The following is a 26,715-nucleotide window of genomic DNA, read 5'->3' as shown; positions in this document are numbered from 1 at the left end:
CAGCCGCGGAGAGGGGCAAGCGGGCGCGCGCCGCTTGCCGGAACCGCCCGGCTCGGCTTAACTGCGGGGAAAATACGGGGGAGGGTTGGATGACGGGTGCCGTTCTGGACGGGGACGCGGTGCGTCCGGTGTCGGGCGACTATGTGGTCGACGTGAAGCGCGACCGGAAGGTGATCATCGCCTCCTCGCTCGGCACCGTGTTCGAATGGTACGACTTCTTCATCTACGGCACGCTGGCGATCACGATCGGGCGGCTGTTCTTCCCGGCCGACAATCCCACCGTGCAGTTCCTGCTGGCGCTGGCGAGCTTCGCGGTCGGTTTCGGCTTCCGCCCGCTCGGCGCCGTCCTGTTCGGCTATCTGGGCGACAAGCTGGGGCGGAAATACACCTTCCTCATCACCATCACGCTGATGGGCGGGGCGACCGCAGCGGTGGGGCTCGTTCCCACCTATGCCTCTATCGGGATCGCGGCCCCGCTCATCCTCATCTTCCTGCGCATCCTGCAGGGGCTGGCGCTCGGCGGCGAATATGGCGGGGCGGCGATCTACGTCGCGGAGCATGCCCCGCCCGGAAAACGCGGCTTCTACACCAGCTTCATCCAGGCGAGCGTCGCCGGCGGCTTCCTGCTGAGCCTCGTCGTGGTTCTCGGCTGCCAATGGAGCATGTCGGCCGAAGCTTGGGCGGAATGGGGCTGGCGGCTGCCCTTCCTCTTCTCGATCGTGCTGCTCGCCATCTCGCTGTGGATCCGCATGAAGCTGGAGGAGAGCCCGGTCTTCCAGGCGATGAAGCAGGCCGGCGGGCTGGCCAAGAACCCGCTGAAGGAAAGCTTCGCGACGCGGCGCAACACCGGCCGGATCCTGGTCGCGATGATCGGCGTCGCCGCGGGTCTTACCGTCATCTGGTACACCGCCCAGTTCCAGACGCTCTACTTCCTCCAGAACGCGATGCGGGTCGAGGAGACGCTGGCCAAGACGATTATCGGCGCGAGCGCGGTGGTCAGCCTCGTCTGGTTCATCCTGTTCGGCTGGCTGTCGGACAGGATCGGGCGCCGCAAGCCGATCCTGATCGGCTATGTGCTGACGCTGGTCCTTCTCTTCCCGATGTTCCACATCATCGCCAATGCGGCCAATCCGTCGCTCGCCGAGGCGTCCGCGCGCGCGCCGATCGTGGTGCAGGGGCCGGATTGCAGCTTCAACCCGTTCGCCACCAAGGGCCAGGCCACCGAATGCGGCCGCTTGCTCGATTATTTCTCGAAGCGCGGAATTCACTACGACAAGCTCACCGCGCCGGCGGCGGGAGTGACGATCGGCGGGCAGCCGGTCGCCGACACCACACCCGAGGGGCTCGACGCCGCGCTCGCGGCGGCCGGCTACAGTTTCGAGACGGTGCGGCCGGGGTGGGGCGCGATCCTCACCATCCTGTTCGCGATCGTGGTGCTGGGCGTCCTTTCCGGCATGACCTACGGTCCCGTCGCGGCGCTTCTCACCGAGATGTTCCCGGCGCGGGTGCGCTACAGCTCCATGTCGATCCCCTACCATATCGGGACCGGCTATTTCGGCGGCTTCCTGCCCTTCATCAGCCAATATATCATCGCCAAGACGGGCGATCCCTTTTCGGGGCTCTGGTACACGTTCGGCGTGGTGGCGCTGGCGCTGGTGGTGGCGCTGATCTGGCTGCCGGAGACGGCCGGCAAGGAATTGGACTGACGGCCCGCGAGGCGCGGCAGCCTTGTTGCGCTTCACCCGCCGCGTCCCTAATCCCGCGCCCATGACGCTGGTCCATCGTCCCCTTCGCCTGCGCCTCGACGGCGCGGCGCTCGTCGCCAATTGGCGGCGGCTGGCGCAGGAGAGCGGCCCGGCCGCCTGCGGCGCCGCCGTCAAGGCCGACGCCTACGGCCTCGGGGCTCGCGACGCGGCGCTGCGCCTGTCGAACGCCGGCTGCCGCGACTTCTTCGTATCGCACTGGGCCGAAGCGGAGGAGATCGCCAATTGGGTGGGCGAGGGCGCCATCTCCGTGCTGCACGGCGTCTCGGCCGACGACATGGACGCGGCGATCGGCAGCCGCGCCCGGCCGGTCCTTTCGACGCCGCTGCAGGTCGCGCGCTGGCGCGACACGGGGCGGCCGTTCGACGTGATGGTGGACAGCGGTATCAACCGGCTCGGCATCTCGCCCGGCGATGTGGCCGCGGGGCTGCTCGACGGTCTGCGGGTCGAGACGCTGATGAGCCACCTCGCCTGCGCCGACGAGGATGTCGCGGACAATCGGACCCAGCTCGCCGCCTTCGCCGCCCTGCGCGGGCGGGTCGATGCGAAGCGGATGAGCCTCGCCAATTCGGCCGGAATCTTCCTGGGACGCGACTACGCCTTCGACCTGACCCGCCCCGGTCTCGCGCTCTACGGCGGCATTCCGCGCCACGAGGCGGAAGGGACGATCGAACGGGTCGTCCGGGTTGAGGCGCAGGTGCTGCAGCGCAAGCGCATCGGGCCGGGCGAGCGGGTCGGCTATAACGGCACGTTCACGGCGGAGCGGGCGTGCGAGCTGGCGGTGATCAATATCGGCTATGCCGACGGCTATTTGCGCGGCTTCTCGAACCGGGGGCGGGCCTTCTGGCAAGGCGCCGAGCTGCCGGTGGCGGGCCGGGTGTCGATGGACCTCACCACCTTGCGCGTCGATGCCGCGCCCGACCTGGCGGAGGGCGACTGGGTGGAGATCGACTACGATCTGCCCACCGCCTCAGCGGGTTCGGGGCTCAGCCAGTATGAGCTGCTGACCACCCTCGGTCAGCGCTTCGAGCGGATCTGGAGCTGAAACCGCGCGGGCACCTGCTCGTTCACCCGCCATGGCCACCATCGCGCATCTGTCGGACGTCCATTTCGGCGCCCATGTTCCGGAAATCGTCGAAGCCGCCGAACGCTGGGTGATCGGGCGAAAACCCGATCTCGTCATCGTCAGCGGCGACTTCACCCAGCGTGCGCGGGAGGCGCAATATCGGGCCGCCGGTGCGTTCATGGACCGGCTGGAATCCGCGGGGCTGCCGACGCTGGCCGTGCCGGGAAACCACGACGTGCCGCTCTACGACGTCATCCGCCGCTTCGCGCGGCCGCTCGCCCGCTACAAGCGCCACATCGACGACGACCTCTGCCCCTGGTTCGAAAACGACAAGCTCGCGGTGCTGGGCATCAACACGGCGCGCTCCTTCACGCTGAAGGACGGGCGGATCAACTACGAACAGATGCACATCATCCGCGACAGCTTCCGGGCCGTGCCGCCCGAAAAGACCCGCATCCTCGTCACCCACCACCCGCTGTTCGCGATGCCGCTGGGGGAGGAGGGGGCGCTCACCAAGACGGTGGGCCGGCAGCAACCGGCGCTCGAGGCGGTTGCGGATGCGGGCGTCCACATCCTGCTGGCCGGCCACTTCCACCGCACCTTCGCCGAGGCGGCGCGCAAGATGGTGGAGAATGCCGGCCCCGCGCTTGTCATCCAGGCCGGGACCGCCACCTCGACCCGCATCAGGGCGGACGAGGTGCAGAGCTTCAACTGGCTGGAAGTGCACCGCAATACCGACGTGGACCTGCAGGTCGTCGCTTGGAACGGCACCGATTTCGAGGGCCGCGATCATGCCCGCTACGCCTATGACGGACAGATGTGGCACCGCAGGAGTGGCGCCGAAGCGATGGCCGCCGGAGACAAGTAGGCCCGGGCACAAGGGGGGCGTGCCCGGGCCGGATCGCCCAAACAGGGAGGCTTGCGGCGATTGCATCCATTCTGGATGTTTTCCGCGTCTTTGTAAACACCTAAGGCCGCCCGCCGGGGCCGGCGCGCTTCAGCCCATCCAGACATTTTCCACGTGGCGCGGCCAGCGGCGCGGCACGATGAAGACGGCGTCGATGCGGATGTCGTCGCCGGGACGGGCGAAACGGGGCGCGAGCGCCTCGGCCGCCGCGGCCACCCGGCGCAGCCGCCAGTCGTCGAGCGCCGCGGCGGCTTCGTCGGCGCTGGCGCGCGCCTTCACCTCCACGAAGGCGAGGGTGCGGCCGCGCCGCGCGATCAGGTCGACTTCGCCGACCGGCGTGCGCACGCGGGCGGCGAGGATGCGCCAGCCTTTGAGGCGCAGCCAGAGAGCGGCCCTGGCCTCGGCGCGGCGGCCGCCTCGCTCCGCCTCGCGCCGCCGGCTCATTTGAGCCGCTGCGCCCGTTCGTAGACGTCCCGCCGCGGAAGGCCGAGCGCGGCGGCGACTTCGGCCGCCGCGCGCGACGGGGAGAGGCGGGTCATCGCCTCGCGCAGCGCCGCGTCGATGTCCGCCTCCTGCGGCGCTTCGGCTTCGCCCGGCGGGCCGACCACGATCACGATCTCACCCTTGGGCGGCGAATCGCGATAGCGCTCGGCGAGTTCCGGCAGGGTGCCGGCGACGCTTTCCTCGAACCTCTTGCTGATCTCCCGCACCACCGCCGCCTCGCGGGGGCCGAGGCCTTCGGCAAGGGCGGCGAGGCTGGCGGCGAGACGCGGGCCGCTTTCGTAGAGAATGGCCGTGCCCGGAAAGGCCGCCATCTCGCGCACCGCCGCCGCCCGCGCCCCCGACTTGGCGGGAAGGAAGCCCCAGAAGGCGAAGCGGTCGGTCGGCAGCCCGGAGAGAGTCAGCGCGGCGATCAGCGCGCTCGGCCCGGGAATGGTGGTGACCGCGATCCCCGCGGCGCGGGCGTCGCGGACCAGCTTGTAGCCGGGATCGGAGATGAGCGGCGTTCCCGCGTCCGACACCAGCGCCACGGCCTCGCTCGCCATGCGGGCGATCAGGCCGGGGCGGACCTTGTCGGCATTGTGATCGTGATAGGGCGCCATCGGCCTTTTGACCCCGATGTGGCGGAGCAGCTTGGCCGTGACCCGGCTGTCCTCCACCGCGATCAGATCGGCCGCGGCCAGGGTCGCGGCGGCGCGCGGACTGAGGTCCGAAAGATTGCCGATCGGCGTCGCGACGATGTAGAGGCCGGGCGAGAGCGTTTCACTCATGGGAATTCCACATGGCAGAGCAGTCCTATGGCCCGCAAGCCGGCCGTCGCTGGTTGAGGGCGGCGGCGATCGGTCTGCTCTCCCTGGCCGCGGCCGGGTGCCAGATCGTCCCGCGCGTGGAACGCCCGCTCCCGCCGCCGGCGGAGGAGCCCGCGCCGCCGCCGACTCGCGCCGAGCCTCCCGCCCCGCCGCCCGTCATCCCGCGCGATGACGACCGGCACCGGGTCGCGGTGCTCATCCCGCTGAGCGGCGCCAATGCCGGCGTCGGCCAGTCGCTGCTGAACGCGGCGCAGCTCGCTCTGCTCGACACCGGCGGCGAGCGCATCCGCGTCACCGCCTACGACACCGCCAATGGCGCGGCCGCCGCGGCGAACGAGGCGCTGGCCGACGGCAACGGGCTGTTCCTGGGGCCGCTGCTCGCCGAGGACGTGCGGGCAGTCGCCCCAGCGGCGCGCCAGGCGCGGGTGCCGGTGATCGCCTTTTCCAACGATATCGGCGTGGCCGGAGAGGGCGTGTACATCGTCGGCTTCAATCCCGGCCAGTCGATCGAGCGGGTGGTGGCGCATGCCCGCGCCGCCGGCGCGCAGCGGTTCGGCGCGCTGGTGCCGACCGGCATCTACGGCCAGCGCGCCTCGCAGGCGATGATCGCGGCGGTGGAGCGTTCCGGCGGCCGCATGGTCGGGATGCAGGGCTTCGACCGATCGGAGGCCGGCCTGCGCAACGCCGTCGCCCGGCTGACGGGACAGGGCCAATATGATGCGGTGCTGGTCGCCGACACCAGCCGGCTGGCGGCGTCGGCGGCTCCGCTCCTGCGGCAGGGATCGCCGGACGTGCGCGTCCTCGGTACCGAGCTGTGGGCGACGGAGAGCGACCTTTCCGACCATGCGGCTTTGCGCGGCGCCTGGTACGCGGCGGCGTCGGACGCGATGTTCGACCAGTTCCGCGCCCGCTATCGCGCCCGCTACCAGGCCAATCCCTATCGCCTGTCCAGCCTCGGCTACGACGCCGCCTTGCTGGCAATCCGCGTCGCGGCCGACTGGCCGTTGAACCGCCCGTTTCCGGCTGCCCTGCTGCGCGACCGCGGCGGCTATATCGGCCTCGACGGCATCTTCCGCTTCGGCGCCGACGGCGTCGCCGAACGCGCGCTGGAAGTGAGGGAAGTGCGGGCCGGCGGATCGGATGTGGTCGCGCCCGCGCCGCGCGCGTTCGACTGACGCGGGTTCAGACCCGCACCAGATCGGCCAGGATCCGGTCGAGGAGAAGCATGCCCGGCGGCAGGACGCGCAGCCGCTCGCCCTCCAGCCGCGCCAGCCCCTGCTGCTCGAGCCGCCGAAGCGCGTCGCGGTTGATCGGCGCGTCTCCACCGGCGAGGTCCGCGATGCGGGCCAGGTCCACGCCCTCGCGCAGGCGCAGGCCCATCAGCAGCGCCTCGACCGCGCGGTCGGCGGCGGCGATCGGCGTCTCTTCCTCGATCCCGTGGCCGTTGCGGCCGAGCGCCTTCAGCCAGTTCTCGGGCTTGCGGTGGCGGCGGGTGAAGGCGCCGCCGCGGCGGCCATGCGCGCCCGGCCCGACGCCGGCATAGGAAAGATAGCGCCAGTAAGCGAGATTGTGGCGGCTCTCCTCACCCGGCCGGGCATGGTTGGAAATCTCGTAGGCGGGGAGGCCGCCCGCCTCCGTCATCTCCTGCGTCACCTCGTAGAGACGGGCGCCGTGATCCGGATCGCATTCCGGCAGCTCTCCCTTGGCCGCCAGCGCCGCGAAGCGGGTGCCGGGCTCGATGGTGAGCTGATAGAGCGAGAGATGGCCGGTGCCGAAGGAGAGAGCCCTCGCCAGCTCGGCCCGCCATGCGTTCTCTCCCTGCCCGGGCAGCGCGTAGATGAGATCGAAGCTGACGCGGCGGAAGTTCCGCTGCGCGGTCGCAAGCGCGTCCAGCCCTTCCGTGACGTCGTGGGCGCGGCCGAGGAAGCGAAGCGCCTGGTCGTCCAGCGATTGGAGGCCAAGCGACACGCGGTTGACGCCCGCCCTTGCCAGATCGGCGAAGCGCGCCGCCTCGACCGAGGAGGGGTTGGCTTCCAGCGTGATCTCGACGCCATCGTGCATCGTCCAGTGGCGGCCGGCCGCCTCGATCAGCGCCGCCACCGTAGCCGGCGGCATCAGCGACGGCGTGCCGCCGCCGAAGAAGATGCTGGAGAGGCGATGGCCGCGGGTCCGCTCCGCTTCGTGGGCGAGATCGGCGAGCAGAGCGTCGCGCCACGCCGCCTGGTCGACCGTCTCGCGCACATGCGAGTTGAAGTCGCAATAAGGGCATTTGGAGACGCAGAACGGCCAATGGATGTAGAGGGCGAGGGATTCCTTCCCCGTACCCTTCTCCGTCATCCCGGCGAACGCCGGAATCTCCCTTCTTTCCGCCGCCTCCCAAGGAGAGACGGGATTCCGGCTTTCGCCGGAATGACGCAGGGCTCCGTTCACCCCAGCGCCGCCACCAGCTTCGCGAACGCGGCGGCGCGGTGGCTGATCGCATGCTTATCGGCCGGGTCCATTTCCCCGAAGGTGAGGTCGTAGCCGGCCGGAACGAACATCGGATCGTAGCCGAAGCCGCGGTCGCCGCGCGGCGGCCAGACCAGCTGGCCGTCGACCCGACCTTCGAACAGCTCGCTGCGGCCGTCTGGCCAGCAGACGGCGAGCGCGCAGACGAAATGCGCGTCGCGGCTCGCCTCGGGCCCGAGCGCCTTGAGTTCCTCCTGAACGCGGCGCATGGCGAGGCCGAAGTCGCGCGGCCCCTCCGCCGAACCGGGGCCCTCCGCCGGCGGGACGCGCGGGTCGGCGGCGAGCGCCCAGCGCGCCGAGAAGATGCCCGGTCGGTTGCCGAGCGCCTCGACGCACAGTCCACTGTCGTCGGCGATCGCCGGCAGGCCGGACAGGTCCGCCGCCTGCCGCGCCTTCAGCTCCGCATTGGCCGCGAAGGTGGTCCCGATCTCGTCCGGTTCCGGCAGGCCGAGCTCGGCCGCGGACACGGGCGCGATGCCGAGCGGCCCGAGCAGTTCGTTGATCTCGCGGACCTTGCCCGCATTGTGGCTGGCGACCACCAGCCGGCCCGGTCCAAGCTTGATCATCGTCCCGCCGCCTCCTTCACGGCCGCTTCCTGCGCGGCGAAAATCTCGGTGCAGCCGATGCGGGCGAGGCGGAGGAGGCGCAGCAATCCTTCCTCGTCGAACACCTCGCCTTCGGCGCTGACCTGGGCCTCGACCAGATTGCCCTCGCCGGTCAGCACGAAATTGCCGTCCGACCCGGCCGAGGAATCCTCGGCATAATCGAGATCGAGCACGGGCGTGCCGGCATGGATGCCGCAGCTCACCGCCGCGACCTTCGACCGGATCGGATCGGCTTCGATCAGCCGGTCGGCGAGCAGCCGGTCCACCGCGATCCTGAGCGCCACCCAGGCGCCGGAGATCGCCGCCGTGCGGGTGCCGCCGTCGGCCTGGATGACGTCGCAGTCCAATGTGATCTGCCGCTCGCCGAGCGCCTGGAGATCGACGACGGCGCGCAAGCTGCGGCCGATCAGCCGCTGGATTTCCTGGGTTCGGCCGGATTGTTTGCCGCCCGCCGCCTCGCGCCGGCCGCGCGTATGGGTCGCGCGCGGCAGCATGCCATATTCGGCGGTGACCCAGCCCCGCCCCTTGCCGCGCAGCCAGGAGGGGAGGGAGGTCTCGACCGACGCGGTGCACAGCACCCGCGTGTCGCCGAAGCTGATCAGGCAGCTTCCCTCCGCATGGCGGGTGAAAGCGGGTTCGATGCGGATCGCCCGCATCTGGTCGGGCGCGCGGCCGGATGGGCGCATGATAGTCCTTTCCTTTGTTGGCCCGCGCATTAGCCCTCCGCCCCCGGCCATGCCAGAAAAAGGTGCCGGGGTGACGGCGCGCGTGCGACTGACTACATCTTCGCCATGACGAACGCACCGATCCACGAACTGAGCGAACGCGCGCGGGACGTCTTCCGAATGGTGGTCGAATCCTATCTGGACACCGGTCTGCCGGTGGGATCGCGCACCATATCGAAGCTGCCGACCGTCAACCTGTCGCCGGCATCGATCCGCAACGTCATGCAGGATCTGGAGGAGATGGGGCTGCTCAGCCATCCCCACACCTCGGCCGGGCGCGTGCCGACGGAGGGAGGGCTGCGGCTGTTCGTCGACGGCATGATGCAGGCCGCCCAGCCGAGCCAGGAGGAGCGGGCGGCGATCGAGGCACGGCTGGAGCGCGGCGGCCCGATCGAGGAGGCGCTCGCCGCCGCCACCGCCGCTCTGTCCGGCCTTTCGGCCTGCGCCGGCATCGTGCTGGTGCCCAAGCGCGAGCCGGTGCTGCGGCAGTTCGCCTTCGTGCAGATCTCGCCCGTCCAGGCGCTGGCGGTGCTGGTCGGCAATGACGGAAGCGTGGAGAACCGGGTGGTCGATCTGCCGCCCGGCATCTCGCCCGCGACGCTCACCGAAGTCGGCAATTACGTCTCGGCGCGCCTTTCGGGTCTCACTTTGAGCGAAGCGCAGGGCCGGCTCGTCGAGGAAATCCGCGCCGGCAAGGCGGCGCTCGACCGGGCGGCCCAGGAACTGGTCGCCCGCGGTCTGGCCGTGTGGTCGGAGGACGGGGCGCGGCGCCCGGTGCTGATCGTGCGCGGCCAGGCCAATCTGCTCGACCAGGCGGCCGCCGACGATCTGGAGCGCGTGCGGCAGCTGCTCGACGAGCTGGAGGGCAAGGAGGAGATTGCCCGCCTGCTCGACCGTGCCCGTTCCGGCCAGGGCATGAAGATTTTCATCGGTTCCGAAAACAAGCTGTTCGCTTTGTCCGGATCGTCGGTTATCGCCGCCCCCTATCGCGGCGGCGACGGCAAAGTGGTTGGGGTGGTCGGTGTGATCGGCCCCACCCGGTTGAACTACGCCAGGGTCGTGCCCATGGTGGACTTCACAGCACAGGCATTATCGAGATTGATGGCATGAACGAGAACGAGAATTTGCAGGACGAACGCGAAGACGGCGCCGAGGAGGCGATCGTCGAGGAGCAGGCGGAAGAGGCCGGCGACGGCCGCGTCGCCGAGCTCGAGAGCGCGCTCGAGGAGGCGCGTCAGCAGGCGCTCTACGCCCAGGCCGAGACGCAGAACGTGCGCCGTCGGCTCGAGCAGGAGAAGCAGAATGCCGCGACCTATGCGGCGACCGGCTTTGCCCGCGACATGCTGTCGGTGAAGGACAATCTGGAGCGCGCGCTCGCCGCCATTCCGGACGAGCTCAAGGAAGACGAGCGGATGAAGGGCCTCGTCGCCGGCATCGAGGCGACCGGTCGCGAGCTCGAGAGCGTGTTCCAGCGCCACGGCATCAGCCGCGTGGAAGCGCTCGGCAAGCCGCTCGATCCCAACCGCCACCAGGCGATGATCGAGGTTCCGAGCGACGAGGCTGAGCCCGGCACGATCGTCCAGGAATTGCAGTCCGGCTACATGATCAAGGACCGGCTGCTGCGGCCCGCGCTGGTCGGCGTCGCCAGAAAAGGCTGATGACGCCTCTCTCCCGCGCCCGGCGCGGGAGAGAGCCTAGCCGTCGGTCAGGCCTTCCCAAGCCGCCTTCAGTTTCTGGAAGAAGCCCTTGGAGGCGGGGCATTCGTCGCCGGTTTCGGTGGCGCGGAATTCCTCCAGCAATTCCTTCTGCCGGGCGGTGAGCCTGGTCGGCGTCTCGACTTCAAGCTGGATCACCATGTCGCCCATGCCGCGCCCGTTCAGGACCGGCATGCCGGCGCCGCGCACCTTGATCTGCTTGCCGGATTGGATGCCGGCCGGGATCCGCACCTCGTGCTTCTGGCGGTCGAGGCCGGGCACTTCGATGCTGCCGCCAAGCGCCGCGGTCGTGAAGCTGATCGGGCAGCGGGCGAACAGGGTGGTCCCGTCGCGCTGGAAGATGTCGTGCCGCGCGAGGTGGATGAAGATGTAGAGGTCGCCCGCCGGGCCGCCGCGCACCCCGGCCTCGCCTTCGCCGGACAGACGGATGCGGGTGCCTTCGTCCACGCCGGGCGGGATGTTGACCTGCAGCGACTTGCGTTTCTCGACGCGGCCCTCGCCGCGGCAGCTGTCGCACGGATCGGCGATGACCTCGCCCATCCCGCGGCAGCCGGGGCAGGTGCGTTCGACGACGAAGAAGCCCTGGCTCGCCCGGACCTTCCCGCGGCCGCCGCACATCGTGCAGCCGCGCGCCGCCGTGCCGGCTTTCGCGCCCGATCCGCCGCAGGGGCGGCACTGGACCGTGCTGTCGATCTGCAGCTCCACCTGCCGGCCGCCATAGGCGTCTTCCAGCCGGATCTCGAGGTCGTAGCGCAGGTCCGAACCGCGCAGCGCGTTGGAACGGGGGTCGCCGTGACCGCCGTTCATGAACTCGCCGAAGATGTTCTCGAAAATGTCGGAGAAGGAACCGAAATCCTGCGCGCCGCCGAAGCCGCCGGCGCCGCCGTTGCGCACGCCGGCGTGGCCGAACCGGTCGTAGGCCGCGCGCTTCTGCGGGTCCTTCAGACAGTCATAGGCCTCGTTGATCGCCTTGAACTTCGCCTCGGCATCCGGGCAGCCGCCGTTGCGGTCCGGATGGCATTCCATCGCCAGCCGTCGATAAGCGCTCTTGATCGTGCGCTCGTCGGCCTCGCGGGAGACCTGGAGCAGCTCGTAGAAATCGGTCTCAACCATGGCGTAGTTCCGCGAAGCGGGAACGCGTCACCCCGGCGCAGGCCGGGGTCCCAGGGAGAATGGCTGAGCCTTTCCGACCTGAGATCCCGGCATCCGCCGGGATGACGGCATTCCACATGATCCTACGCCTTCGGCTCTTCGTCGACTTCCGAGAATTCGGCGTCGACGACTTCCTCGTCGCCGCCGGTCTCGCCGCCCTGAGCGGTCCCGGCATCGGCGCCGGCCGCGCCGGCAGACGCCGCCTGCTCCTTCTCGTAGATCGCCTGGCCGAGCTTCATCGCCGCCTGGCCGAGCGCCTGGGCCTTGGCGTTGATCGTGTCGACGTCACCGCCCTCTACGGCCTGCTTCGCCTCGTCGATGGCCGACTGGATCTCGGACTTCAGCGACGCGTCGACCTTGTCGCCATGCTCGGCGAGCTGACGCTCGGTCGTGTGGATGAGGCTTTCGGCATTGTTCTTCGCCTCGGCCGAAGCGCGGCGCTTCTTGTCCTCCTCGGCGAACTGCTCGGCGTCGCGGACCATCTTCTCGATGTCTGCGTCGCTGAGGCCGCCGGAGGCCTGGATGCGAATCTGCTGCTCCTTGCCGGTGCCCTTGTCCTTGGCCGACACGTTGACGATGCCGTTGGCGTCGATGTCGAAGGTGACCTCGATCTGCGGCACGCCGCGCGGGGCCGGCGGGATGCCGACCAGATCGAACTGGCCGAGCAGCTTGTTGTCGGCCGCCATCTCGCGCTCGCCCTGGAAGACGCGGATCGTCACCGCGTTCTGATTGTCCTCGGCGGTCGAATAGGTCTGGCTCTTCTTGGTCGGGATGGTCGTGTTGCGGTCGATCATCCGGGTGAAGACGCCGCCCAGCGTCTCGATGCCGAGCGACAGCGGCGTGACGTCGAGCAGCAGCACGTCCTTGACGTCGCCCTGCAGCACGCCGGCCTGGATGGCGGCGCCCATCGCGACCACTTCGTCCGGATTGACGCCGGTATGCGGTTCCTTGCCGAAGAAGTCCTTCACCACCTGGCGGACCTTGGGCATGCGGGTCATCCCGCCGACGAGGACGACCTCGTCGATCTGGTCGGCCTTGACGCCGGCATCGGCCAGCGCCTTGCGGCAGGGCTCCAGCGTGCGCTGGATGAGGCTGTCGACCAGACGTTCGAGATCGGCGCGGCTAATCGACTTCACGAGATGCTTCGGGCCGTTCTGGTCGGCGGTGATGAAGGGCAGGTTGACCTCGGTCGTCTGGGCCGACGACAGCTCGATCTTCGCCTTTTCGGCCGCTTCCTTCAGGCGCTGCAGCGCGAGGCGGTCGTTCCTGAGATCGATGCCTTCCGCCTTCTTGAAGTCGTCGGCCAGGAATTCGACCAGCTTGGCGTCGAAGTCCTCGCCGCCCAGGAAGGTGTCGCCGTTGGTCGCCTTCACCTCGAACACGCCGTCGCCGATCTCCAGGATGGAGATGTCGAAGGTGCCGCCGCCGAGATCGTAGACGGCGATCGTCTTGCCGTCCTGCTTGTCGAGCCCGTAGGCGAGGGCGGCCGCGGTCGGCTCGTTGATGATGCGCAGCACTTCAAGACCCGCGATCTGGCCGGCGTCCTTGGTCGCCTGACGCTGCGCGTCGTTGAAATAAGCGGGAACGGTGATCACCGCCTGGGTGACGTTCTCGCCGAGATAGGCCTCGGCGGTTTCCTTCATCTTCTGCAGGATGAAGGCGGAAATCTGCGAGGGCGAATAGTCCTTGCCGCCGGCCTGCACCCAGGCATCGCCATTGGGGCCGCGCGAAATGGTGTAGGGCACCAGCTCGGTGTCCTTCTTGGTCACCGGATCGTCGAAGCGGCGGCCGATCAGGCGCTTCACCGCGAAAACGGTATTGTCGGGATTGGTCACCGCCTGGCGCTTGGCCGGCTGACCCACCAGCCGCTCCCCGTCCTTGGCGAAAGCGACGATCGAAGGCGTCGTGCGCGCGCCTTCGGCATTTTCGACGACCTTGGGCTGCCCCCCTTCCATGACGGCGACGCAGCTGTTGGTGGTGCCGAGATCGATACCGATTACCTTAGCCATAAAACCCTCTTGTGCCCCAAAAAGATACCTCGCCGCCGCGCCCTGGATCAGGCGCGCGGAAGCGTTTCGCTGGCGATATAGGAGCGGTTCGGATTGCTACAAGAAGCCGCTCGCGGCTAAGGCGCTGGCGAGATTGGGAGGATGGACATGCGAGTCACCTGCTTTGCCGCCGCCGCCGCGTTGACGCTGTCGCTCGCCGGTTGCGACCGTCCCGCCACGGGCGAGCCCGTGGTCGAGGTGGAGGAGGCCTGGGTGCGCCTCCCCGCGGTGCCGGGCCGGCCGGCCGCCGGCTATTTCACCTTGCGCGCCTACAATGCCGACATACGGCTTGTACGCGTCCAGAGCGGCGATGCCGAGCGGGTGGAACTCCACGACACGCGCATGGAAGACGGCGTCATGCGGATGGTGCCGCTCGACGACGCGGTGATCCCGCAGGGCCGCGAACTCTCCTTCGAGCCGGGCGGCGCGCACGCGATGCTGTTCGGCGTCGCCGACGGCGTGCGCCCCGGCGGCCGGATCGCCTTGACCTTCACCTTCGAGGGCGCGCCGCCGGTCGACGTCCAGGCCGAAGTGCGCGCCGCGGGCGAGGATGGCCACGGCCATTGATCCGGCGGTGCCCCGCGCGCTGACGCCGGGCGAGGTCGCGCTCGCCCGCACCGTCTTCGGCGCGGCGATCGACTATGACGCCGTCACGGTGAACCGCCGCCGCTGGTTTCCCTTCCAGCCCGTCGACACTGTGATGGCGCCGGACGGCCATATCTGGATCCATCCGCGCAGCGCGCTGTGGCGCGACGATTATGCCGAAGCCCGGCCGGGCCTCCAGGGGCTGTTCGTGCATGAACTCGTCCATGTCTGGCAGGCGCAGCGGCGGGGGCGATGGTATCTCGCGCTGATGCGCCATCCCTTCTGCCGCTACCGCTACGTCCACCGTCCCGGCTGGCCGCTGGAGCGCTACGGCCTCGAGCAGCAGGCGGAGATCGTTCGCCACGTCTTCCTCTTGCGGCGCGGCCACCCGGTCCCGAACGCGCCGCCCCTCGCCGCCCTCGAAGCCGTTCTTCCGCTGGAGTTCAGAAGTAATTCTCCTGATGTTGCTTGCTAGTTCATGTCAGATGCAAGTAGATCATTTTTTACCTATGATAATAACTGCATATGCGAAACAATTGGAAAGACATGTAATTCCGTTCGTTGAGGGTGCATGTGGCCAATTAGTGGCCCCCATCACGGACGGAGAACAATCATGAAAACCTATATCATTGCGGCAGCGGCGCTCGCCTTTGGCAGCTCGGCCTATGCCGCCACCCCACAGGCGGGAACTGCCCAACATCAGGCGCATGGCGCGCAGGCGCAGGCGCAGCTGCAGTTCCAATATCCCGGTCATTGGACGCAGGCCCAGCGCGATCTCTATCGCGATCACATGATGCACCCACCGGCCCACTGGAGCGCCGACCAGCGCACCGCCTTCCAGCAGCAGCTGACGCGGCCGCACGACCAGTGGACCGCTCAGGAACGGGCGATGTTCCAGGAGCATCAGCAGAACGTGCCGGCGCACTGGACCCGTCAGCAGGAACGGGATTTCCAGGCGATGATCGGTGCCGATGCGCGCGAAGGCAGGGTGATGGGACCCGCCACTTCGCTCGGTCAGACCGTGGTCGGAGGACAGGGCGGCTCGGGCGGCCTCGGCTCCGGCGGGATGGGCGACACCGGCCCGACCGAGGCCTGGACCGGCCACGCCAGCGGCGAACGCAGGGTCGATCCCCGCTGATCCTCCCGGCAGCCAGCACAGTTGAAGGTCTCGCGCCCCGCTGCGGCGCGGGGCCTTCGCTCCTTCCGAGCTAGACGGCCGCGCCGACCACTTGCGCCACCGCCCTCGCGACATTCTCGACGGTGTAGGGTTTCTGGAGGACGCGCCGGTCCTCATGGGCGGGCGGAAGCTGGGCCTGCTCGCCGTAGCCGGTGGCGAACAGGAACGGGATATCCAGTTCCTTCAGCCGGTCGGCGATCGCGAAGCTGTTGTGATCGCCAAGGTTGATGTCCAGCATCGCCAGTTCCGGCCGCTCGGACGCGAGGATCTGGAGCGCCTGGTTGACGTTGGCCGCGGGCGACACGCTGCGCGCGCCGAGCCGGGAGAGGATGTCTTCCGCGTCGAGCGCGATGATCAGGCTGTCCTCGACCAGCAGCACTTCCTTGCCGGCGAGCACCTGCCGCGGCCGGGTCCGCGACGGCGTTGGCGGCGGCTGCGGGAAGGTGATCGCAGGACCGCTCTGGTCGCGCGCCTCCGAGACGTGGCGGGCGGGAATGCGAAACCGGGCCTCCACCCCCTCCGGGGGATAGTCGATACGTGCCTCGCCGCCCAGATCGTAGGGAATGGACCGGTCGATGATCGTGGTGCCGAAGCCCTTGCGGGTGGGCGGCTTGACCGGCGGCCCGCCGCGTTCGCGCCAGCGGACGAGAAGGTCGCCATCCCCGTCGAAGCGCCAGTCGACCTCGACCCGCCCGCCGTCGGACAGACTGCCATATTTCGAGGAATTGGTGACGAGCTCGTGCACCACCAGCGCCATCGTAGAGTACGCCGAGGGATTGAGGAGGACGCGCGGACCGGCGATCGACACCCGTTCTTGCTCGTCGGCGAGGAAGGCCGCGGCCTCGGCATCGATCAGCGACCGGAACGGCGCGGGACCCCAATGATCGTCGGTGATCTGGTTGTGCGCGCGGGCGAGCGCGTGAATGCGGCCGTCCACCAGCGCTACGAAATCCTCGACGCTGCTCCCTTGCTCCGGCTTCGACTGGCGGATGAGCCCGCGGATGACGCCCAGGATGTTGCGCACGCGGTGGTTCAGTTCGGCGATCAGCAGCTCCTGCCGCTCGTTCGCCTGCTGCCGCTCGGCGCTCGCCTCGTCGGCGAGGCGCAGCACCACCTCGATCAGGGTCGCGCGCAGCGTTTCCGCCACCCGCAGCTCGGACGGCGTGAACGGGCGTGAGCGCCCTTCGACAAGTTCCTTCCACTCCTCGAAGCTCTGGCGCGGCGTCAGGCGCGGGCCGTTCGGGCCATATTCGACCGGCTTGTAGGGATCGCCGCCCCAGCGGACCGACCGCACCAGCTCCTGCCGGAACAGGACGACATAGTCCCGCGGCGCCCGCGAGATCGGGATCGCGAGCAGGCCGGCGGCGTGCGACGCGAAGCCGCCGGCATCCGGCACCAGATCGGCGATGCAGTCGGTGGCGTAGACGGTGCCGGCGGCGGTGCCGTTGAGGGCGCCGACGATCCGCGCGAAGTCCGCCGCCTCGGGCGTCATTCCGGAAAAGGCGTAATTGCCGTTGATCCACACGCCCACCCCGTCGGCGGGGATGGTGCGGGTCAGGATGTCGCTCAGCCAGTCGGGATCGTTGAGCAGCGTCTCGTCGGACGCGACGGCGCCGAGCAGCTGGTCCGATATGTCGCGGGCGCGCCGTTCGAACTCCACCGTCTCCTGCCGCTCCCGGCTTTCGAGGCGCATCGAGAACATCTGCGCGAACAGCTCCGCGACCGAGCGGCGCTCGAAGCTGTTGCAGCGCGGGCTGTGGTGGTGGCAGGCGAACAGGCCCCACAGCCGCCCCTCCACCACGATTGAGATCGACATGGAGGATTCCACCCCCATGTTGCGCAGATATTCGATGTGGATGGGCGAGACGGCGCGCAGCGTCGCCATCGACAGGTCGAGCGGCCGCCCCTGTTCGTCGAGCTGCGGATGGATCGGCACCTGCTCCGCATTCACGTCGGTGATCACCCGTAGCAGGTTGCGGCGGTAGAGCTCCCGCGCCTGGGCGGGGATGTCGCTGGCCGGATAATGGAGGCCGAGGAAGGAGCCGATGCCCGAGCGCGCGCTCTCGGCGATCACTTCGCCCGATCCGTCCGGCGCGAAACGGTAGACCATCACCCGGTCGAAGCCCGACAGCGCCCGGATCTGCCGCACGCCCTCATTGAAGAAGGCGGTCATGTCCGGCGTCTGGTCCAGGCGCGTGATCATCGAGCGCACAGTGCCGGCGGCGTCGGCATGTTCGGACGATCCCGGCTCCGCCTCGATCACGATCTGGCCGCCCGACATGTGGAGCGCGACGTCGAACGGGTCGCTGCCGTCGATGAGCGTGCATCCGAAGATCCGCTCGACCGCGTCGGGGCCGCGCAGGATCGCCAGGCGGTTGCGCAGCGAGTGGATGGCGGCGCGTCCGATCAGCTCGTCCGCCGGGCGCCCGATCAGCGCCTCCGGCTCGGCGCCGGGAAAGAAGGCGCCGATGTTGCGCGAGACGCGGGCGATCAGCCAATCCGCCGTCAGCGCGATCAGGAAACCGATCGGCTGGATCGCGCCCAGAATGTGAATTGGTTCCTTGTCGCAGTTGGTCAGGTCGACCCGTGGATAGCCTTCACGCACGCTTGATCGGTCTCCAGATAGTGTCGGCCCGCGGCTTCGAACCTGGCGAATGTCCGACGCGCCGATCGCGCGGCAGAGTCGAGTTGTTCGGATCGGTAAAGCAGAGTTTCGAGTTTTTCCAGCAGCTTCCGCCAACTTCCGGGCGGCTGCGGCGCATCGAGGAAGCGCCGGGGGGCCGTCGGGGGCAGAGCGCGCTTCAGGAACGCGCCGCCGAGGCGGGAGCCTTCAAGCACGTAGACCGCGCCCGCAATCTCCGCCGGATCGCCGAGCGGCGGTGCGGCGATCGGGGGTAGCGGCGGCGCGCCGAGTTGGTCGAGGTCGGCGCGCAGCAAGTCCGCCCGCCGCCTGCCCGGCCAGTCGTCGAACACAGTCGCCGCTCCGGCGGCATCGAGCGCCACCTCGATCGGGAGGAAGGCCGCCGCCTGCGCGCACAGGAAGGTCCGGTAGTCGTCGAGCCCGGCGAGATCGAGCCGCGCGAACAGCGCGTCGACCCGGCCATGGTCCTCGGCGGTCGCCGCCTTGAGGGCCGCGCGCGCCTTCACCCGCCGAAGACGCGGTCGAAGATCGTATCGACGTGCTTCAGATGATAATCGAGGTCGAAGCGCTCGGCGATCTCCTGCTCCGAAAGCAGGGCGGTCACTTCGGGATCGGCCTTCAGCAGGTCCAGCAGCGACAGCGCGCCGTCCGACTCCCACACCTTCATCGCGTTGCGCTGGACCAGCCTGTAGGCGTCCTCGCGGCTCGCGCCGGCTTGGGTCAGGGCGAGCAGCACCCGCTGCGAATGGACGAGGCCGCCCATCCGATCGAGATTCTTGCCCATCCGCTCCGGATAGACGAGCAGCTTGTCCATGACGCCGGTGAGCCGCGCGAGGGCGAAGTCGAGCGTCACCGTGGCGTCGGGGCCGATATAGCGCTCGACCGAGCTGTGGCTGATGTCGCGCTCGTGCCACAGCGCGACATTCTCCATCGCCGGCAGCGCATAGCCGCGCACCATGCGCGCGAGGCCCGTCAGATTCTCCGTCAGCACCGGGTTGCGCTTGTGCGGCATGGCCGACGAGCCTTTCTGGCCGGGCGAGAAATATTCCTCCGCCTCCAGCACTTCGGTGCGCTGCAGGTGGCGAACCTCGGTCGCCAGCCGCTCAACGGACGAGGCGATGACGCCGAGCGTGGCGAAGAACATCGCGTGGCGGTCGCGCGGGATCACCTGGGTCGACACCGGCTCGACCGTCAGCCCCATCTTCTCCGCGACATAGGCTTCGACGCGCGGATCGATATTGGCGAAGGTGCCGACCGCGCCGGAGATGGCGCAGGTGGCGACGTCCGCCCGTGCCGCGGCCAGCCGATCGCGGTTGCGGGCGAATTCGGCGTAAGCCTGCGCCATCTTGAGGCCGAACGTCACCGGCTCGGCATGGATGCCGTGGCTGCGGCCGATCGTCGGCGTCAGCTTGTGCTCGAAGGCGCGGCGCTTCAGCACGGCCAGCAGTTCGTCGAGATCGGCGAGCAGGATGTCGGACGCGCGGGCGAGCTGGACGGCCAGGCAGGTGTCGAGCACGTCGGAACTGGTCATGCCCTGATGCAGGAACCGCGCCTCCGGCCCGACCTGCTCCGCCACCCAAGTGAGGAAGGCGATCACGTCGTGCTTCACCACCGCCTCGATCGCGTCGATCGCGGCGACGTCGATCCTGGGCCCGGTCGCCCACCAGTCCCACACCCGGCTCGCGGCCTCCCGCGGCACCGTGCCGAGCTCCGCCATCGCCTCGAGCGCATGCGCCTCGATTTCGAACCAGATGCGGAATTTCATCTCCGGCTCCCAGATGGCGGTCATCCGGGCGCGGGCGTAGCGGGGGATCATGGGCGCTCCTGGCAGGGAAAGGCGGCCCGGTAGCAAAACAAGCACCGCCCATCAATCGGCCCGCTGCCGCGGGCGGGGGGAGGGCGAAGCGCTTCGCCGCGTTGAAGCGCCCTGGGACCGCGATTACCGTGCGCTCATGCGGATAGAGCCGATCATCGAAGTCACCCTCGACCAAGGCGGTTTGCGCGTCCGGCCGGCCGCCACGCGCTTCACCTTCATCTACCGCGCGGCGATGGAGGTGAGCTGGGATGAAGATGCCGGCGCGCTGACGGGGCCGCGAACCCCGGGATCGGATCCGGTCCAGCTGTTCCGGCGGATGCTTCGCGCGGCGGCGGACGAATATGGCGTGGTTCTGCGGATCACCGCGTCGACCCGATGGACCGGGGTGCCGGCCGATCTTCAACGGGAATTGGAGGTCTTTTCGGCCGGCGACTGGGCCCGCGGATTCGAAGCCGAGCGGAAGCGGAGCAACGAGCTTGGGTGGAACCTCGCGCAGATGCAGCAGCTGCTCTCCGACGCGGCGCCGCTCTGGGCCGAGCAGCGCTATGCCGAATACGTACGCCTCCTTGCTCCCTACCGGGACCGGCTCTCGCCCGCGCAGCTCAAGCGGCTGGAAATGGCCGAGCGACGGGCAGGGAGCTGAACTCTTCTTCTGAACCGAGGTCGCGAGGCGTCCCGGCTCAGATCAGGCCCAGCGACCTCAGGCTCGCATGGCCGGCGGCGCCGACGATGATATGGTCGTGAAGGGTGATGCGCAGATGCCTTCCGGCTTCGGCGAGGTCGCGGGTGATGCGGATGTCCTGGGCGCTGGGGCTCGGGTCGCCGCTCGGATGGTTGTGGACGATGATGATCGCGGTCGCGTGGCAATCGAGCGCGCGGCGCATCACTTCCCGGATGTAGACCGCCGATTCGTCGACCGATCCCTCCCACATCTGCTCGTCGCGGATGAGGACGTTCTTGGAATTGAGGAACAGCACCCGCACGCTTTCGATCGGATTGTGCGCCATGCGCGCGTGCAGATAATCGAGCAAAGCCTGCCAGGAGCCGAGCACCGGCCGGTCCTTCACATCCTCCTGCATCAGCCGGAGCGCCGCAGCCTGCGCAACCTTGAGCGCCGCCACGGCGCCTTCGCTGAGATCGGAGGCGCGGGAGATCGTCTCCGCGTCGGCCGACAGCAGGGCGCCGAATCCTCCGAATTCCCGGATCAGCTTCTTGGCGAGCGGTTTGGTGTCGCGGCGCGGCAGAGCGAGGCCGAGCAGATATTCGACCAGCTCATGATCGAGCAGCGCGTCGGGCCCGCCTTCGAACAGCCGCCGCCGCAGCCGCGCCCGGTGTCCGCTCATGTCCTCTTGCGAGTCCCCCATAAGCGTGGATTAAGCTTTGCCATGGCCTTAGGCAAACGGTCGGTCGGCGCGTGACCGTGACGGGAGCGGAACGCCGGCCGCTGATGGAGGTTGAGCGCTTCATGTTCCGAAATTCGCCGGCTGCCCCCGGGATCGGTTTCCGATAGGCGCATATTCAGTGGAAGAGGAAGAAGCGGGAGCGACGGAGCGCCGGCGGCGGCGGAGATGGCCGCGCGCCCTCCTGGCGCTGCTGCTGCTCATCCTCCTCGTCCTGCTGATCGTCTGGACCCAGCGGATCCGGATCGCCGATGATTATATCGACCGCGAATTGCGCCGGCGCGGCGTCCAGGCGACCTACGACGTCACCAATATCGGCTTCCGCCGCCAGCGGCTTCAGAATGTGGTGCTCGGTAATCCCGCCGATCCCGACCTCACCGCCGACTGGATCGAGATCGAGACGCGGATCGGCCTGTTCGACCCGAGCGTCGAGAAGATCACGGCCCGCGGCGTGCGGATGCGCGCCCGGATCGTCGACGGGCGGGTGTCGCTGGGAGAGGTGGACAAATTGCGGCCGCCGCCCACCGATGAGCCGTTCCGCCTGCCCGATCTCAACGTCGATCTCGCCGATTCGGGCGTGTTGCTGGAGACGCCTTCGGGCGCCGTCGGGATCGGCATCAGCGGGCGCGGCAATCTCGCCGACGGATTTCGCGGGCGGGTGGCCGCGGTGTCCCGGCAGCTCGATTTCGGCGCCTGCCGTCTGGTCGCGCCGCGCGCGTCGGTGGCGGTACATGTCGAGCGCGAGCGGCCCACCATTCGCGGTCCGCTACAGGCGGAAGAGGGAGGCTGCGGCCGCACCTTCGAGGTGATCGGGCCGCATCTGGGTCTCGATCTGACGCTGACCGAGGGGTTCGACGGCTGGAACGGATCGGCCGACATGCGCAGCGTCGCTGTCCGTGCCGGTCCGCAGGCGCTGGCCGCCTTCACCGGGCGGCTGAGCTTCGAAGGCGACGGCCGGATGACCCGCGGCGAGATCGACGCGGCCGCGGCGCACACCCTGACCGACTATTTCCGATCCGGCCGGACCCGGCTGCGCGGGCGCTATGCCTTCTCGACGGCACGCGGGACGTTGAGCTTCCTCGGCGATAGCGCGGTCGCCGGGGTGGTGCCGCGGCCGTCGCTTCTCGCCCCCGCCACCGGCGTCCTTCGCGGGCTGGGCGGGACTCCGCTCGATCCGGTCGGGCGTGCGCTGGCGGACGCGGTGGAGCGGGCGGGCGCGGCCGGGTCCGACGTGCGGGCCAACGTCACTCTGGTCAACGGACCCGATTATGGCGCGGTTCGGTTCGAGCGGCTGCGCGGCGTCAGCGGCAGCGGCGCAAGGTTCGGAATCGAAGGCGCGCAGGGGCTCACTTATTACTGGCCGTCGGGCACGCTGCAGACCGAGGGGCTGTTCGCGGTCGCCGGCGGCGGGCTTCCCGACGCGCGCTTCCGGGTCCGGCAGCCCCGCCCCGGCGGCCCGGTGAGCGGAGTCGGCCGGATCGCCCCCTTCGCCGCCGGCGGGGCGCGGCTGGAGCTGGGAGAGCTGCGTTTCGACGCCGGCCCGGACGGCAGCACCCGCCTCCTCACCCATGCGACGATGTCCGGGCCGTTCGGTGGCGGCACGGTCGAAGGGCTCAGCCTTCCCGTCGACGCGCGCTTCGGCGCCGGCGGCTTCGTCCTCAATCCGGCATGCGTTCCCGCCCGCTTCGAGCGGCTGCGCCTCGACGGACTGGCGCTGGGCCCGGCGCGCCTGCCGGTCTGCCCGGAAGGGCGCGGTCTCATCTTTCGGGCTCCGGGGGGCACCGTACGCGGCGCCGGCCGCATCGCCGCGCCGCGTTTCGCGGGGACGCTCGCCGGCACGCCGATCGCCATCGCGGCCGATTCGCTGCGCTTCGACATTGCGGGTCCGGATCTTGACGCCACCAACCTGGCGGTGGACCTCGGCCGCGAACCCTGGGTTAACCGTTTCGAAGCCGCCGCGCTCACCGCCCGCTTCGGTGGCGGCGGCGCGGCGGGGCGCTACCGCAGCCTGTCCGCCCGGCTGGCCGGCGTGCCGCTGGTCTTCTCGGACGGGGAGGGCGCCTGGCGGCTGCGCGGCGGCGACCTCGCGATGGAGGGCAGTCAGCGCGTTTCCGACGAAGCCGATCCGCCGCGTTTCCTTCCCCTTGTCAGCAACGATTTTCGGCTGACCTTGGCCGACGATTTGATTCGCGCCACCGCCGGCCTGCGCCACCCGGACAGCGGGACGCTGGTGACCGAGGCGACCGTGCGCCACGATCTGTCGACCGAACGCGGCGAAGCGGTGCTCGACGTGCCGGGCCTCACCTTCGGCGAGGGGTTCCAGCCGGACGACATCACCCCGCTCACCGTCGGCGTGGTCGCCCTGGTTGACGGCACCGTCACCGGGCGGGGCAGGGTGGAATGGGGTCCCGATTTCACCCGCAGCACCGGCCGCTTCCGCACCCGGGGCATGAACCTCGCCGCCCCGTTCGGCCCGGTCGAGGGGCTGACGACCGAGATCGAGTTCACCGATCTTCTCGGCCTCGTCAGCGCGCCCGGACAGATCGCCGAAGTGGGCGTCGTCCGCACCGGCATCGACGTGTTCGACGGCCGCATCCGCTACCAGCTCCTGCCCGACAGCCATGTCCGGATCGAGGCGGGGCGCTGGCCGTTCGCGGGCGGCGAGCTGCTGCTCGAGGAGACGGTGCTCGACTTCAGCCAGCCCTCCACCCACCGCCTGACCTTCCGCGTCATCGGCCTTCAGGCGCCCAATTTCATCCAGCAGATGGAATTCGGCAACATCGCCGCCACCGGCACGTTCGACGGCGTCATTCCGATGGAGTTCGACATACGCGGCGGCCGGATCGTCGGCGGGCGGCTCGAGGCGCGGGCGCCGGGCGGCACCCTGTCCTATATCGGCGAGCTCACCGACCGCGATCTCGGCACCTGGGGCAAGCTGGCCTTCGACGCGCTGAAATCGCTGCGCTATTCGCGGCTGGTGATCGAGCTGGACGGCGCGCTGGACGGCGAGTTCCTGACCCGCATCCAGCTCGACGGCATCGCCCGCGATCCGGAGCTCGCGGCGCCGGCCGGCGGCGGCATCACCGGTCTCGTCGCGCGGCGCGCGCTGTCGCAGCTGGCGCGGCTGCCGTTCCGCTTCAACGTGCGCATCCAGGGTCCCTTCCGGGCGCTGATCGGCACCGCGCGCTCGTTCGACGATCCCAGCCTGCTGATCCAGCCGGTGCTGCCGCCGGAGCTTCGCGACCTTCCCACCACCGTGTCCAACGTTCAGCGTGACGAAAGCGAGAATGAGCCATGAAGAGGCCGATATTGACGAGAGCTAGTCTTGATGCGGGCCGCGCGCCCGCCGGCGCGGGCCTTCGGGGCCTGGCCCTGCTCGCCGCCCTGCTTCTCCTCGCGGGGTGCGTGCAGGTGAGCGCGCCGGAGCGGCCGATCGAGATCAACCTCAACATCAATATCCGCCAGGAAGTGGTGGTGCGGCTCCAGCAGGACGTGCGCGACCTCATCCAGCGGCAGCCGGGCGTCTTCTGACGCCGCCGCCGGGCGGAACGATTTTGGAGGGAACGTAAGATGACCAGGGGGATGACATACGGGATCGCGCTGGCGCTGGGGACGGCGGCGCTGGTGCTGGCGGCCGGCGGGGCCGCCGTCGCCATGCAGCAGGACGCCGCCGCGGCGCTCCGCCAGGCCGGGCAGGCCGGCGAGCAGGCGGACGGCTATATGGGCGTGGTCGGCAACGCCTCCGCCCAGACGCGCGCGCAGGTCGATTCGGTCAACATCCGGCGCCGCGCGCTCTACACCGAACTCGCCGCCCAGCGCCGCGCCACCATCGAGGAAGTGGCCGCCGCCACCGCCTGCGAAATCTTCGCCAGCCGCGTCGGCCCCGGCCAATATTACCGCCTGCCCGACGGCGTCTGGCGCCAGCGCAACGGCAACGAGCCGGTGCCGCGCCCCGCCTGGTGCAGCTGAGCCGGACGGGCGCGCCCGGCGGCTGACTTCTCCGCCCTGCCGGGGATTTGCGGCTGTTGACTTGGTCCCCACCCCTTCCTAAAGGGGCGGCGCCTTGGCGGGTCGGTTCGCCGGCATGTCCCACGCCCTCTTGAGACCTCGTCCCGGCGGGCCTCTCACATGGGCTGAAGACATGGCGGAAGACGGATCCCGGCAGGACCCCGCATCTCAGGATCGGCGCCTGACATCGCTCGAAGAGCGGCTACGTCAGGCCGAGGATCAGGAGGCCGCGCGGACGGGACGGTCGCGAAAGCCGGTCGATGCCAATTATCGACTCGGCAATCAGGTGATCTCCTATCTGATCGGGGGTCCGGCAGGCGGCGCGCTGATCGGCTGGGTCCTCGACCGCTGGTTCGGCACGGCGCCCTGGCTCCTGCTCGTGCTGCTGTTCCTCGGAATGGCGGCCGGGTTCTGGAATATCGTCAAGATTTCAAGCAAGCGCCCGGATTAACCCCGGGCGTTCGGCTATCAAACGGGACAGACGCGTGGCCACCGAAGAGGGCAGAATCGACCCGATGCACCAGTTCGAGGTGCACAGTTTCGCAGACCTGTTCACGATCGGCGGGCAGCCGATCGCCTTCACCAACTCCGCTTTGTGGATGCTGGTGACGCTGGGCGTGCTGTGGCTGTTCATGCTGGGCGGGATGAAGCGCCAGCTCGTCCCCGGCCGCTGGCAGGCGGCGGTGGAGGGCGTGACCGGCTTCATCTCGTCGATGATGACGACCAATATCGGGCCGGAGGGGCGCAGGTTCACCCCTTACGTCTTCTCGCTGTTCATGTTCATCCTGATCGCGAACCTGCTCGGCCTGATGCCGTTCGGGATCGTCGGCCTTCACCCCTTCACCGTGACGAGCCACCTCACCATCACCGGCGTGCTGGCGATCGTCAGCTTCGGCATCGTGCTCGCGGTCGGCTTCCTGCGCCACGGCTTCCACTTCTTCTCGCTGTTCGTGCCGCACGGCGCGCCCTGGTGGATGCTGCCGATCCTGATCCCGGTCGAATTCGTGTCCTTCATGGTCCGCCCGTTCAGCCTCGCGCTGCGTCTGTTCGTGGCGATGACGGCGGGGCACATCCTCCTCAAGGTGCTGGCCGGCTTCGTCATCAACGGCACCAATGCCGAGGCTCTGTGGGTGGCGCCGGTCGTCGCGCTGCCGAGCTTCATCCTGATGATCGGCATCAGCGCGCTGGAGCTGCTGGTCGCCGCCATCCAGGCTTATGTGTTCGCGCTTCTGACCTCGCTCTACCTCAACGACGCGGTCAATCTTCACTGAGTTTCCCACCAACCTTTT

The 26,715-nt window shown here is 69.2% G+C and carries 26 protein-coding genes; 15 read left to right on the top strand and 11 right to left on the bottom strand.

All coding sequences use genetic code 11. The annotated features are described in order from the left end of the window. The first annotated feature begins 89 nt into the window (after positions 1-89). The 3 genes from ACK4K7_RS12330 to ACK4K7_RS12320 all read left to right on the top strand — a co-directional run bounded on the left by ACK4K7_RS12330 (position 90) and on the right by ACK4K7_RS12320 (position 3,697). The gene (locus tag ACK4K7_RS12330; RefSeq protein ID WP_431866394.1) at positions 90-1,706 is read left to right on the top strand and encodes an MFS transporter; all 1,617 of its coding nucleotides are present in this window, start codon (positions 90-92) and stop codon (positions 1,704-1,706) included. A gap of 61 nt (positions 1,707-1,767) precedes the next feature. Continuing rightward, the gene (gene alr, locus ACK4K7_RS12325; RefSeq protein ID WP_431866392.1) at positions 1,768-2,808 is read left to right on the top strand and encodes an alanine racemase; all 1,041 of its coding nucleotides are present in this window, start codon (positions 1,768-1,770) and stop codon (positions 2,806-2,808) included. Between the two features lie 31 nt (positions 2,809-2,839). Next, complete coding sequence (locus tag ACK4K7_RS12320) at positions 2,840-3,697, top strand: metallophosphoesterase family protein (protein WP_431866390.1); 858 nt, start codon at positions 2,840-2,842, stop codon at positions 3,695-3,697. A gap of 129 nt (positions 3,698-3,826) precedes the next feature. On the opposite strand, the gene ACK4K7_RS12315 is transcribed toward ACK4K7_RS12320, so the two are convergent. After that, entirely contained in the window at positions 3,827-4,180 is a 354-nt protein-coding gene (locus ACK4K7_RS12315; RefSeq protein ID WP_431866388.1) for a YraN family protein, read from the bottom strand. After that, the gene (gene rsmI / locus ACK4K7_RS12310; protein WP_431866386.1) at positions 4,177-5,007 is read right to left on the bottom strand and encodes a 16S rRNA (cytidine(1402)-2'-O)-methyltransferase; all 831 of its coding nucleotides are present in this window, start codon (positions 5,005-5,007) and stop codon (positions 4,177-4,179) included. The genes ACK4K7_RS12315 and rsmI overlap by 4 nt, the downstream gene beginning before the upstream one ends. 11 nt (positions 5,008-5,018) lie before the next feature. Here rsmI and ACK4K7_RS12305 point away from each other — a divergent pair, with 11 nt between their 5' ends. Further along, on the top strand, positions 5,019-6,221 hold the full coding sequence (locus tag ACK4K7_RS12305; protein ID WP_431866384.1) for a penicillin-binding protein activator: 1,203 nt from the start codon (positions 5,019-5,021) through the stop codon (positions 6,219-6,221). Positions 6,222-6,228: 7 nt separating this feature from the next. On the opposite strand, the gene hemW is transcribed toward ACK4K7_RS12305, so the two are convergent. The 3 genes from hemW to rph form a co-directional block, all read right to left on the bottom strand. After that, on the bottom strand, positions 6,229-7,383 hold the full coding sequence (gene hemW, locus ACK4K7_RS12300; RefSeq protein WP_431866382.1) for a radical SAM family heme chaperone HemW: 1,155 nt from the start codon (positions 7,381-7,383) through the stop codon (positions 6,229-6,231). Positions 7,384-7,472: 89 nt separating this feature from the next. After that, positions 7,473-8,120: an RdgB/HAM1 family non-canonical purine NTP pyrophosphatase gene (gene rdgB, locus ACK4K7_RS12295; protein ID WP_431866380.1), complete on the bottom strand. Its 648-nt coding sequence runs from the start codon at positions 8,118-8,120 to the stop codon at positions 7,473-7,475. After that, complete coding sequence (gene rph, locus ACK4K7_RS12290) at positions 8,117-8,845, bottom strand: ribonuclease PH (protein ID WP_431866378.1); 729 nt, start codon at positions 8,843-8,845, stop codon at positions 8,117-8,119. Before rph ends, rdgB begins: the two co-directional genes overlap by 4 nt. Positions 8,846-8,950: 105 nt before the next feature. On the opposite strand from rph, the gene hrcA reads away from it, so the two are divergent. Together hrcA and grpE are read left to right on the top strand one after the other, a co-directional pair. Next, positions 8,951-9,994, top strand: a complete 1,044-nt coding sequence (hrcA, locus tag ACK4K7_RS12285; protein ID WP_431866376.1) for a heat-inducible transcriptional repressor HrcA — start codon at positions 8,951-8,953, stop codon at positions 9,992-9,994. Beyond that, positions 9,991-10,542: a nucleotide exchange factor GrpE gene (grpE, locus tag ACK4K7_RS12280; RefSeq protein ID WP_431866374.1), complete on the top strand. Its 552-nt coding sequence runs from the start codon at positions 9,991-9,993 to the stop codon at positions 10,540-10,542. Before hrcA ends, grpE begins: the two co-directional genes overlap by 4 nt. A 36-nt stretch (positions 10,543-10,578) precedes the next feature. On the opposite strand, the gene dnaJ is transcribed toward grpE, so the two are convergent. Together dnaJ and dnaK are read right to left on the bottom strand one after the other, a co-directional pair. Further along, complete coding sequence (dnaJ, locus tag ACK4K7_RS12275) at positions 10,579-11,712, bottom strand: molecular chaperone DnaJ (protein ID WP_431866372.1); 1,134 nt, start codon at positions 11,710-11,712, stop codon at positions 10,579-10,581. Between the two features lie 122 nt (positions 11,713-11,834). After that, positions 11,835-13,760: a molecular chaperone DnaK gene (dnaK, locus tag ACK4K7_RS12270; protein WP_431866370.1), complete on the bottom strand. Its 1,926-nt coding sequence runs from the start codon at positions 13,758-13,760 to the stop codon at positions 11,835-11,837. A gap of 141 nt (positions 13,761-13,901) precedes the next feature. On the opposite strand from dnaK, the gene ACK4K7_RS12265 reads away from it, so the two are divergent. The 3 genes from ACK4K7_RS12265 to ACK4K7_RS12255 all read left to right on the top strand — a co-directional run bounded on the left by ACK4K7_RS12265 (position 13,902) and on the right by ACK4K7_RS12255 (position 15,522). After that, complete coding sequence (locus ACK4K7_RS12265; RefSeq protein ID WP_431866368.1) at positions 13,902-14,366, top strand: copper chaperone PCu(A)C; 465 nt, start codon at positions 13,902-13,904, stop codon at positions 14,364-14,366. After that, entirely contained in the window at positions 14,350-14,859 is a 510-nt protein-coding gene (locus ACK4K7_RS12260; RefSeq protein WP_431866366.1) for a vgr related protein, read from the top strand. Before ACK4K7_RS12265 ends, ACK4K7_RS12260 begins: the two co-directional genes overlap by 17 nt. A 138-nt stretch (positions 14,860-14,997) precedes the next feature. Next, complete coding sequence (locus ACK4K7_RS12255; protein ID WP_431866364.1) at positions 14,998-15,522, top strand: hypothetical protein; 525 nt, start codon at positions 14,998-15,000, stop codon at positions 15,520-15,522. Positions 15,523-15,592: 70 nt separating this feature from the next. On the opposite strand, the gene ACK4K7_RS12250 is transcribed toward ACK4K7_RS12255, so the two are convergent. Genes ACK4K7_RS12250 through purB form a run of 3 tightly spaced genes read right to left on the bottom strand, consistent with a single transcriptional unit; the run spans position 15,593 to position 20,018 of the window. Continuing rightward, positions 15,593-18,166, bottom strand: a complete 2,574-nt coding sequence (locus ACK4K7_RS12250) for an HWE histidine kinase domain-containing protein (protein ID WP_431866363.1) — start codon at positions 18,164-18,166, stop codon at positions 15,593-15,595. Then, on the bottom strand, positions 18,136-18,708 hold the full coding sequence (locus ACK4K7_RS12245; protein ID WP_431866361.1) for a biliverdin-producing heme oxygenase: 573 nt from the start codon (positions 18,706-18,708) through the stop codon (positions 18,136-18,138). The genes ACK4K7_RS12250 and ACK4K7_RS12245 overlap by 31 nt, the downstream gene beginning before the upstream one ends. Further along, complete coding sequence (purB, locus tag ACK4K7_RS12240; RefSeq protein ID WP_431866359.1) at positions 18,705-20,018, bottom strand: adenylosuccinate lyase; 1,314 nt, start codon at positions 20,016-20,018, stop codon at positions 18,705-18,707. Before purB ends, ACK4K7_RS12245 begins: the two co-directional genes overlap by 4 nt. A 136-nt stretch (positions 20,019-20,154) precedes the next feature. Here purB and ACK4K7_RS12235 point away from each other — a divergent pair, with 136 nt between their 5' ends. After that, positions 20,155-20,661, top strand: coding sequence for a hypothetical protein (locus ACK4K7_RS12235; protein WP_431866358.1), 507 nt, complete (start codon positions 20,155-20,157; stop codon positions 20,659-20,661). A gap of 37 nt (positions 20,662-20,698) precedes the next feature. Here the strand turns inward: ACK4K7_RS12235 and radC are convergent, their stop codons facing one another. Continuing rightward, entirely contained in the window at positions 20,699-21,361 is a 663-nt protein-coding gene (gene radC, locus ACK4K7_RS12230; protein ID WP_431866356.1) for a RadC family protein, read from the bottom strand. Between the two features lie 178 nt (positions 21,362-21,539). On the opposite strand from radC, the gene ACK4K7_RS12225 reads away from it, so the two are divergent. The 5 genes from ACK4K7_RS12225 to ACK4K7_RS12205 all read left to right on the top strand — a co-directional run bounded on the left by ACK4K7_RS12225 (position 21,540) and on the right by ACK4K7_RS12205 (position 26,697). Beyond that, positions 21,540-24,716 carry an intermembrane phospholipid transport protein YdbH family protein gene (locus ACK4K7_RS12225; RefSeq protein ID WP_431866354.1) on the top strand — a complete coding sequence of 1,059 codons (3,177 nt, stop codon included), beginning with the start codon at positions 21,540-21,542 and terminating at the stop codon, positions 24,714-24,716. A 68-nt stretch (positions 24,717-24,784) separates the two neighbouring features. Further along, entirely contained in the window at positions 24,785-24,949 is a 165-nt protein-coding gene (locus ACK4K7_RS12220) for a YnbE family lipoprotein (protein ID WP_431866455.1), read from the top strand. 39 nt (positions 24,950-24,988) lie between these two features. Continuing rightward, the gene (locus ACK4K7_RS12215; protein ID WP_431866352.1) at positions 24,989-25,387 is read left to right on the top strand and encodes a YdbL family protein; all 399 of its coding nucleotides are present in this window, start codon (positions 24,989-24,991) and stop codon (positions 25,385-25,387) included. A gap of 172 nt (positions 25,388-25,559) precedes the next feature. Beyond that, entirely contained in the window at positions 25,560-25,877 is a 318-nt protein-coding gene (locus tag ACK4K7_RS12210; protein ID WP_431866351.1) for an AtpZ/AtpI family protein, read from the top strand. 34 nt (positions 25,878-25,911) lie between these two features. Beyond that, positions 25,912-26,697, top strand: a complete 786-nt coding sequence (locus ACK4K7_RS12205) for a F0F1 ATP synthase subunit A (RefSeq protein ID WP_431866350.1) — start codon at positions 25,912-25,914, stop codon at positions 26,695-26,697. Positions 26,698-26,715: the final 18 nt, after the last annotated feature.

Origin of the sequence: Allosphingosinicella sp. (genome assembly GCF_046295735.1) — a bacterium.
Classification (GTDB): Bacteria; Pseudomonadota; Alphaproteobacteria; order Sphingomonadales; family Sphingomonadaceae; genus Allosphingosinicella.
This window is presented reverse-complemented; position numbering and strand designations above follow the sequence as displayed.

Coding starts and splice junctions, on each gene's coding strand:
- ACK4K7_RS12215 (WP_431866352.1), top strand. CDS start 24,989: ATGACCAGGGGGATGACATACGGGATCGCGCTGGCGCTGGGGACGGCG.
- alr (WP_431866392.1), top strand. CDS start 1,768: ATGACGCTGGTCCATCGTCCCCTTCGCCTGCGCCTCGACGGCGCGGCG.
- rdgB (WP_431866380.1), bottom strand. CDS start 8,120: ATGATCAAGCTTGGACCGGGCCGGCTGGTGGTCGCCAGCCACAATGCG.
- ACK4K7_RS12235 (WP_431866358.1), top strand. CDS start 20,155: ATGCGGATAGAGCCGATCATCGAAGTCACCCTCGACCAAGGCGGTTTG.
- hemW (WP_431866382.1), bottom strand. CDS start 7,383: ATGACGGAGAAGGGTACGGGGAAGGAATCCCTCGCCCTCTACATCCAT.
- dnaJ (WP_431866372.1), bottom strand. CDS start 11,712: ATGGTTGAGACCGATTTCTACGAGCTGCTCCAGGTCTCCCGCGAGGCC.
- ACK4K7_RS12255 (WP_431866364.1), top strand. CDS start 14,998: ATGAAAACCTATATCATTGCGGCAGCGGCGCTCGCCTTTGGCAGCTCG.
- ACK4K7_RS12260 (WP_431866366.1), top strand. CDS start 14,350: ATGGCCACGGCCATTGATCCGGCGGTGCCCCGCGCGCTGACGCCGGGC.
- ACK4K7_RS12305 (WP_431866384.1), top strand. CDS start 5,019: ATGGCAGAGCAGTCCTATGGCCCGCAAGCCGGCCGTCGCTGGTTGAGG.
- hrcA (WP_431866376.1), top strand. CDS start 8,951: ATGACGAACGCACCGATCCACGAACTGAGCGAACGCGCGCGGGACGTC.
- rsmI (WP_431866386.1), bottom strand. CDS start 5,007: ATGAGTGAAACGCTCTCGCCCGGCCTCTACATCGTCGCGACGCCGATC.
- grpE (WP_431866374.1), top strand. CDS start 9,991: ATGAACGAGAACGAGAATTTGCAGGACGAACGCGAAGACGGCGCCGAG.
- ACK4K7_RS12320 (WP_431866390.1), top strand. CDS start 2,840: ATGGCCACCATCGCGCATCTGTCGGACGTCCATTTCGGCGCCCATGTT.
- dnaK (WP_431866370.1), bottom strand. CDS start 13,760: ATGGCTAAGGTAATCGGTATCGATCTCGGCACCACCAACAGCTGCGTC.
- radC (WP_431866356.1), bottom strand. CDS start 21,361: ATGAGCGGACACCGGGCGCGGCTGCGGCGGCGGCTGTTCGAAGGCGGG.
- ACK4K7_RS12315 (WP_431866388.1), bottom strand. CDS start 4,180: ATGAGCCGGCGGCGCGAGGCGGAGCGAGGCGGCCGCCGCGCCGAGGCC.
- ACK4K7_RS12265 (WP_431866368.1), top strand. CDS start 13,902: ATGGACATGCGAGTCACCTGCTTTGCCGCCGCCGCCGCGTTGACGCTG.
- ACK4K7_RS12210 (WP_431866351.1), top strand. CDS start 25,560: ATGGCGGAAGACGGATCCCGGCAGGACCCCGCATCTCAGGATCGGCGC.
- ACK4K7_RS12330 (WP_431866394.1), top strand. CDS start 90: ATGACGGGTGCCGTTCTGGACGGGGACGCGGTGCGTCCGGTGTCGGGC.
- purB (WP_431866359.1), bottom strand. CDS start 20,018: ATGATCCCCCGCTACGCCCGCGCCCGGATGACCGCCATCTGGGAGCCG.
- rph (WP_431866378.1), bottom strand. CDS start 8,845: ATGCGCCCATCCGGCCGCGCGCCCGACCAGATGCGGGCGATCCGCATC.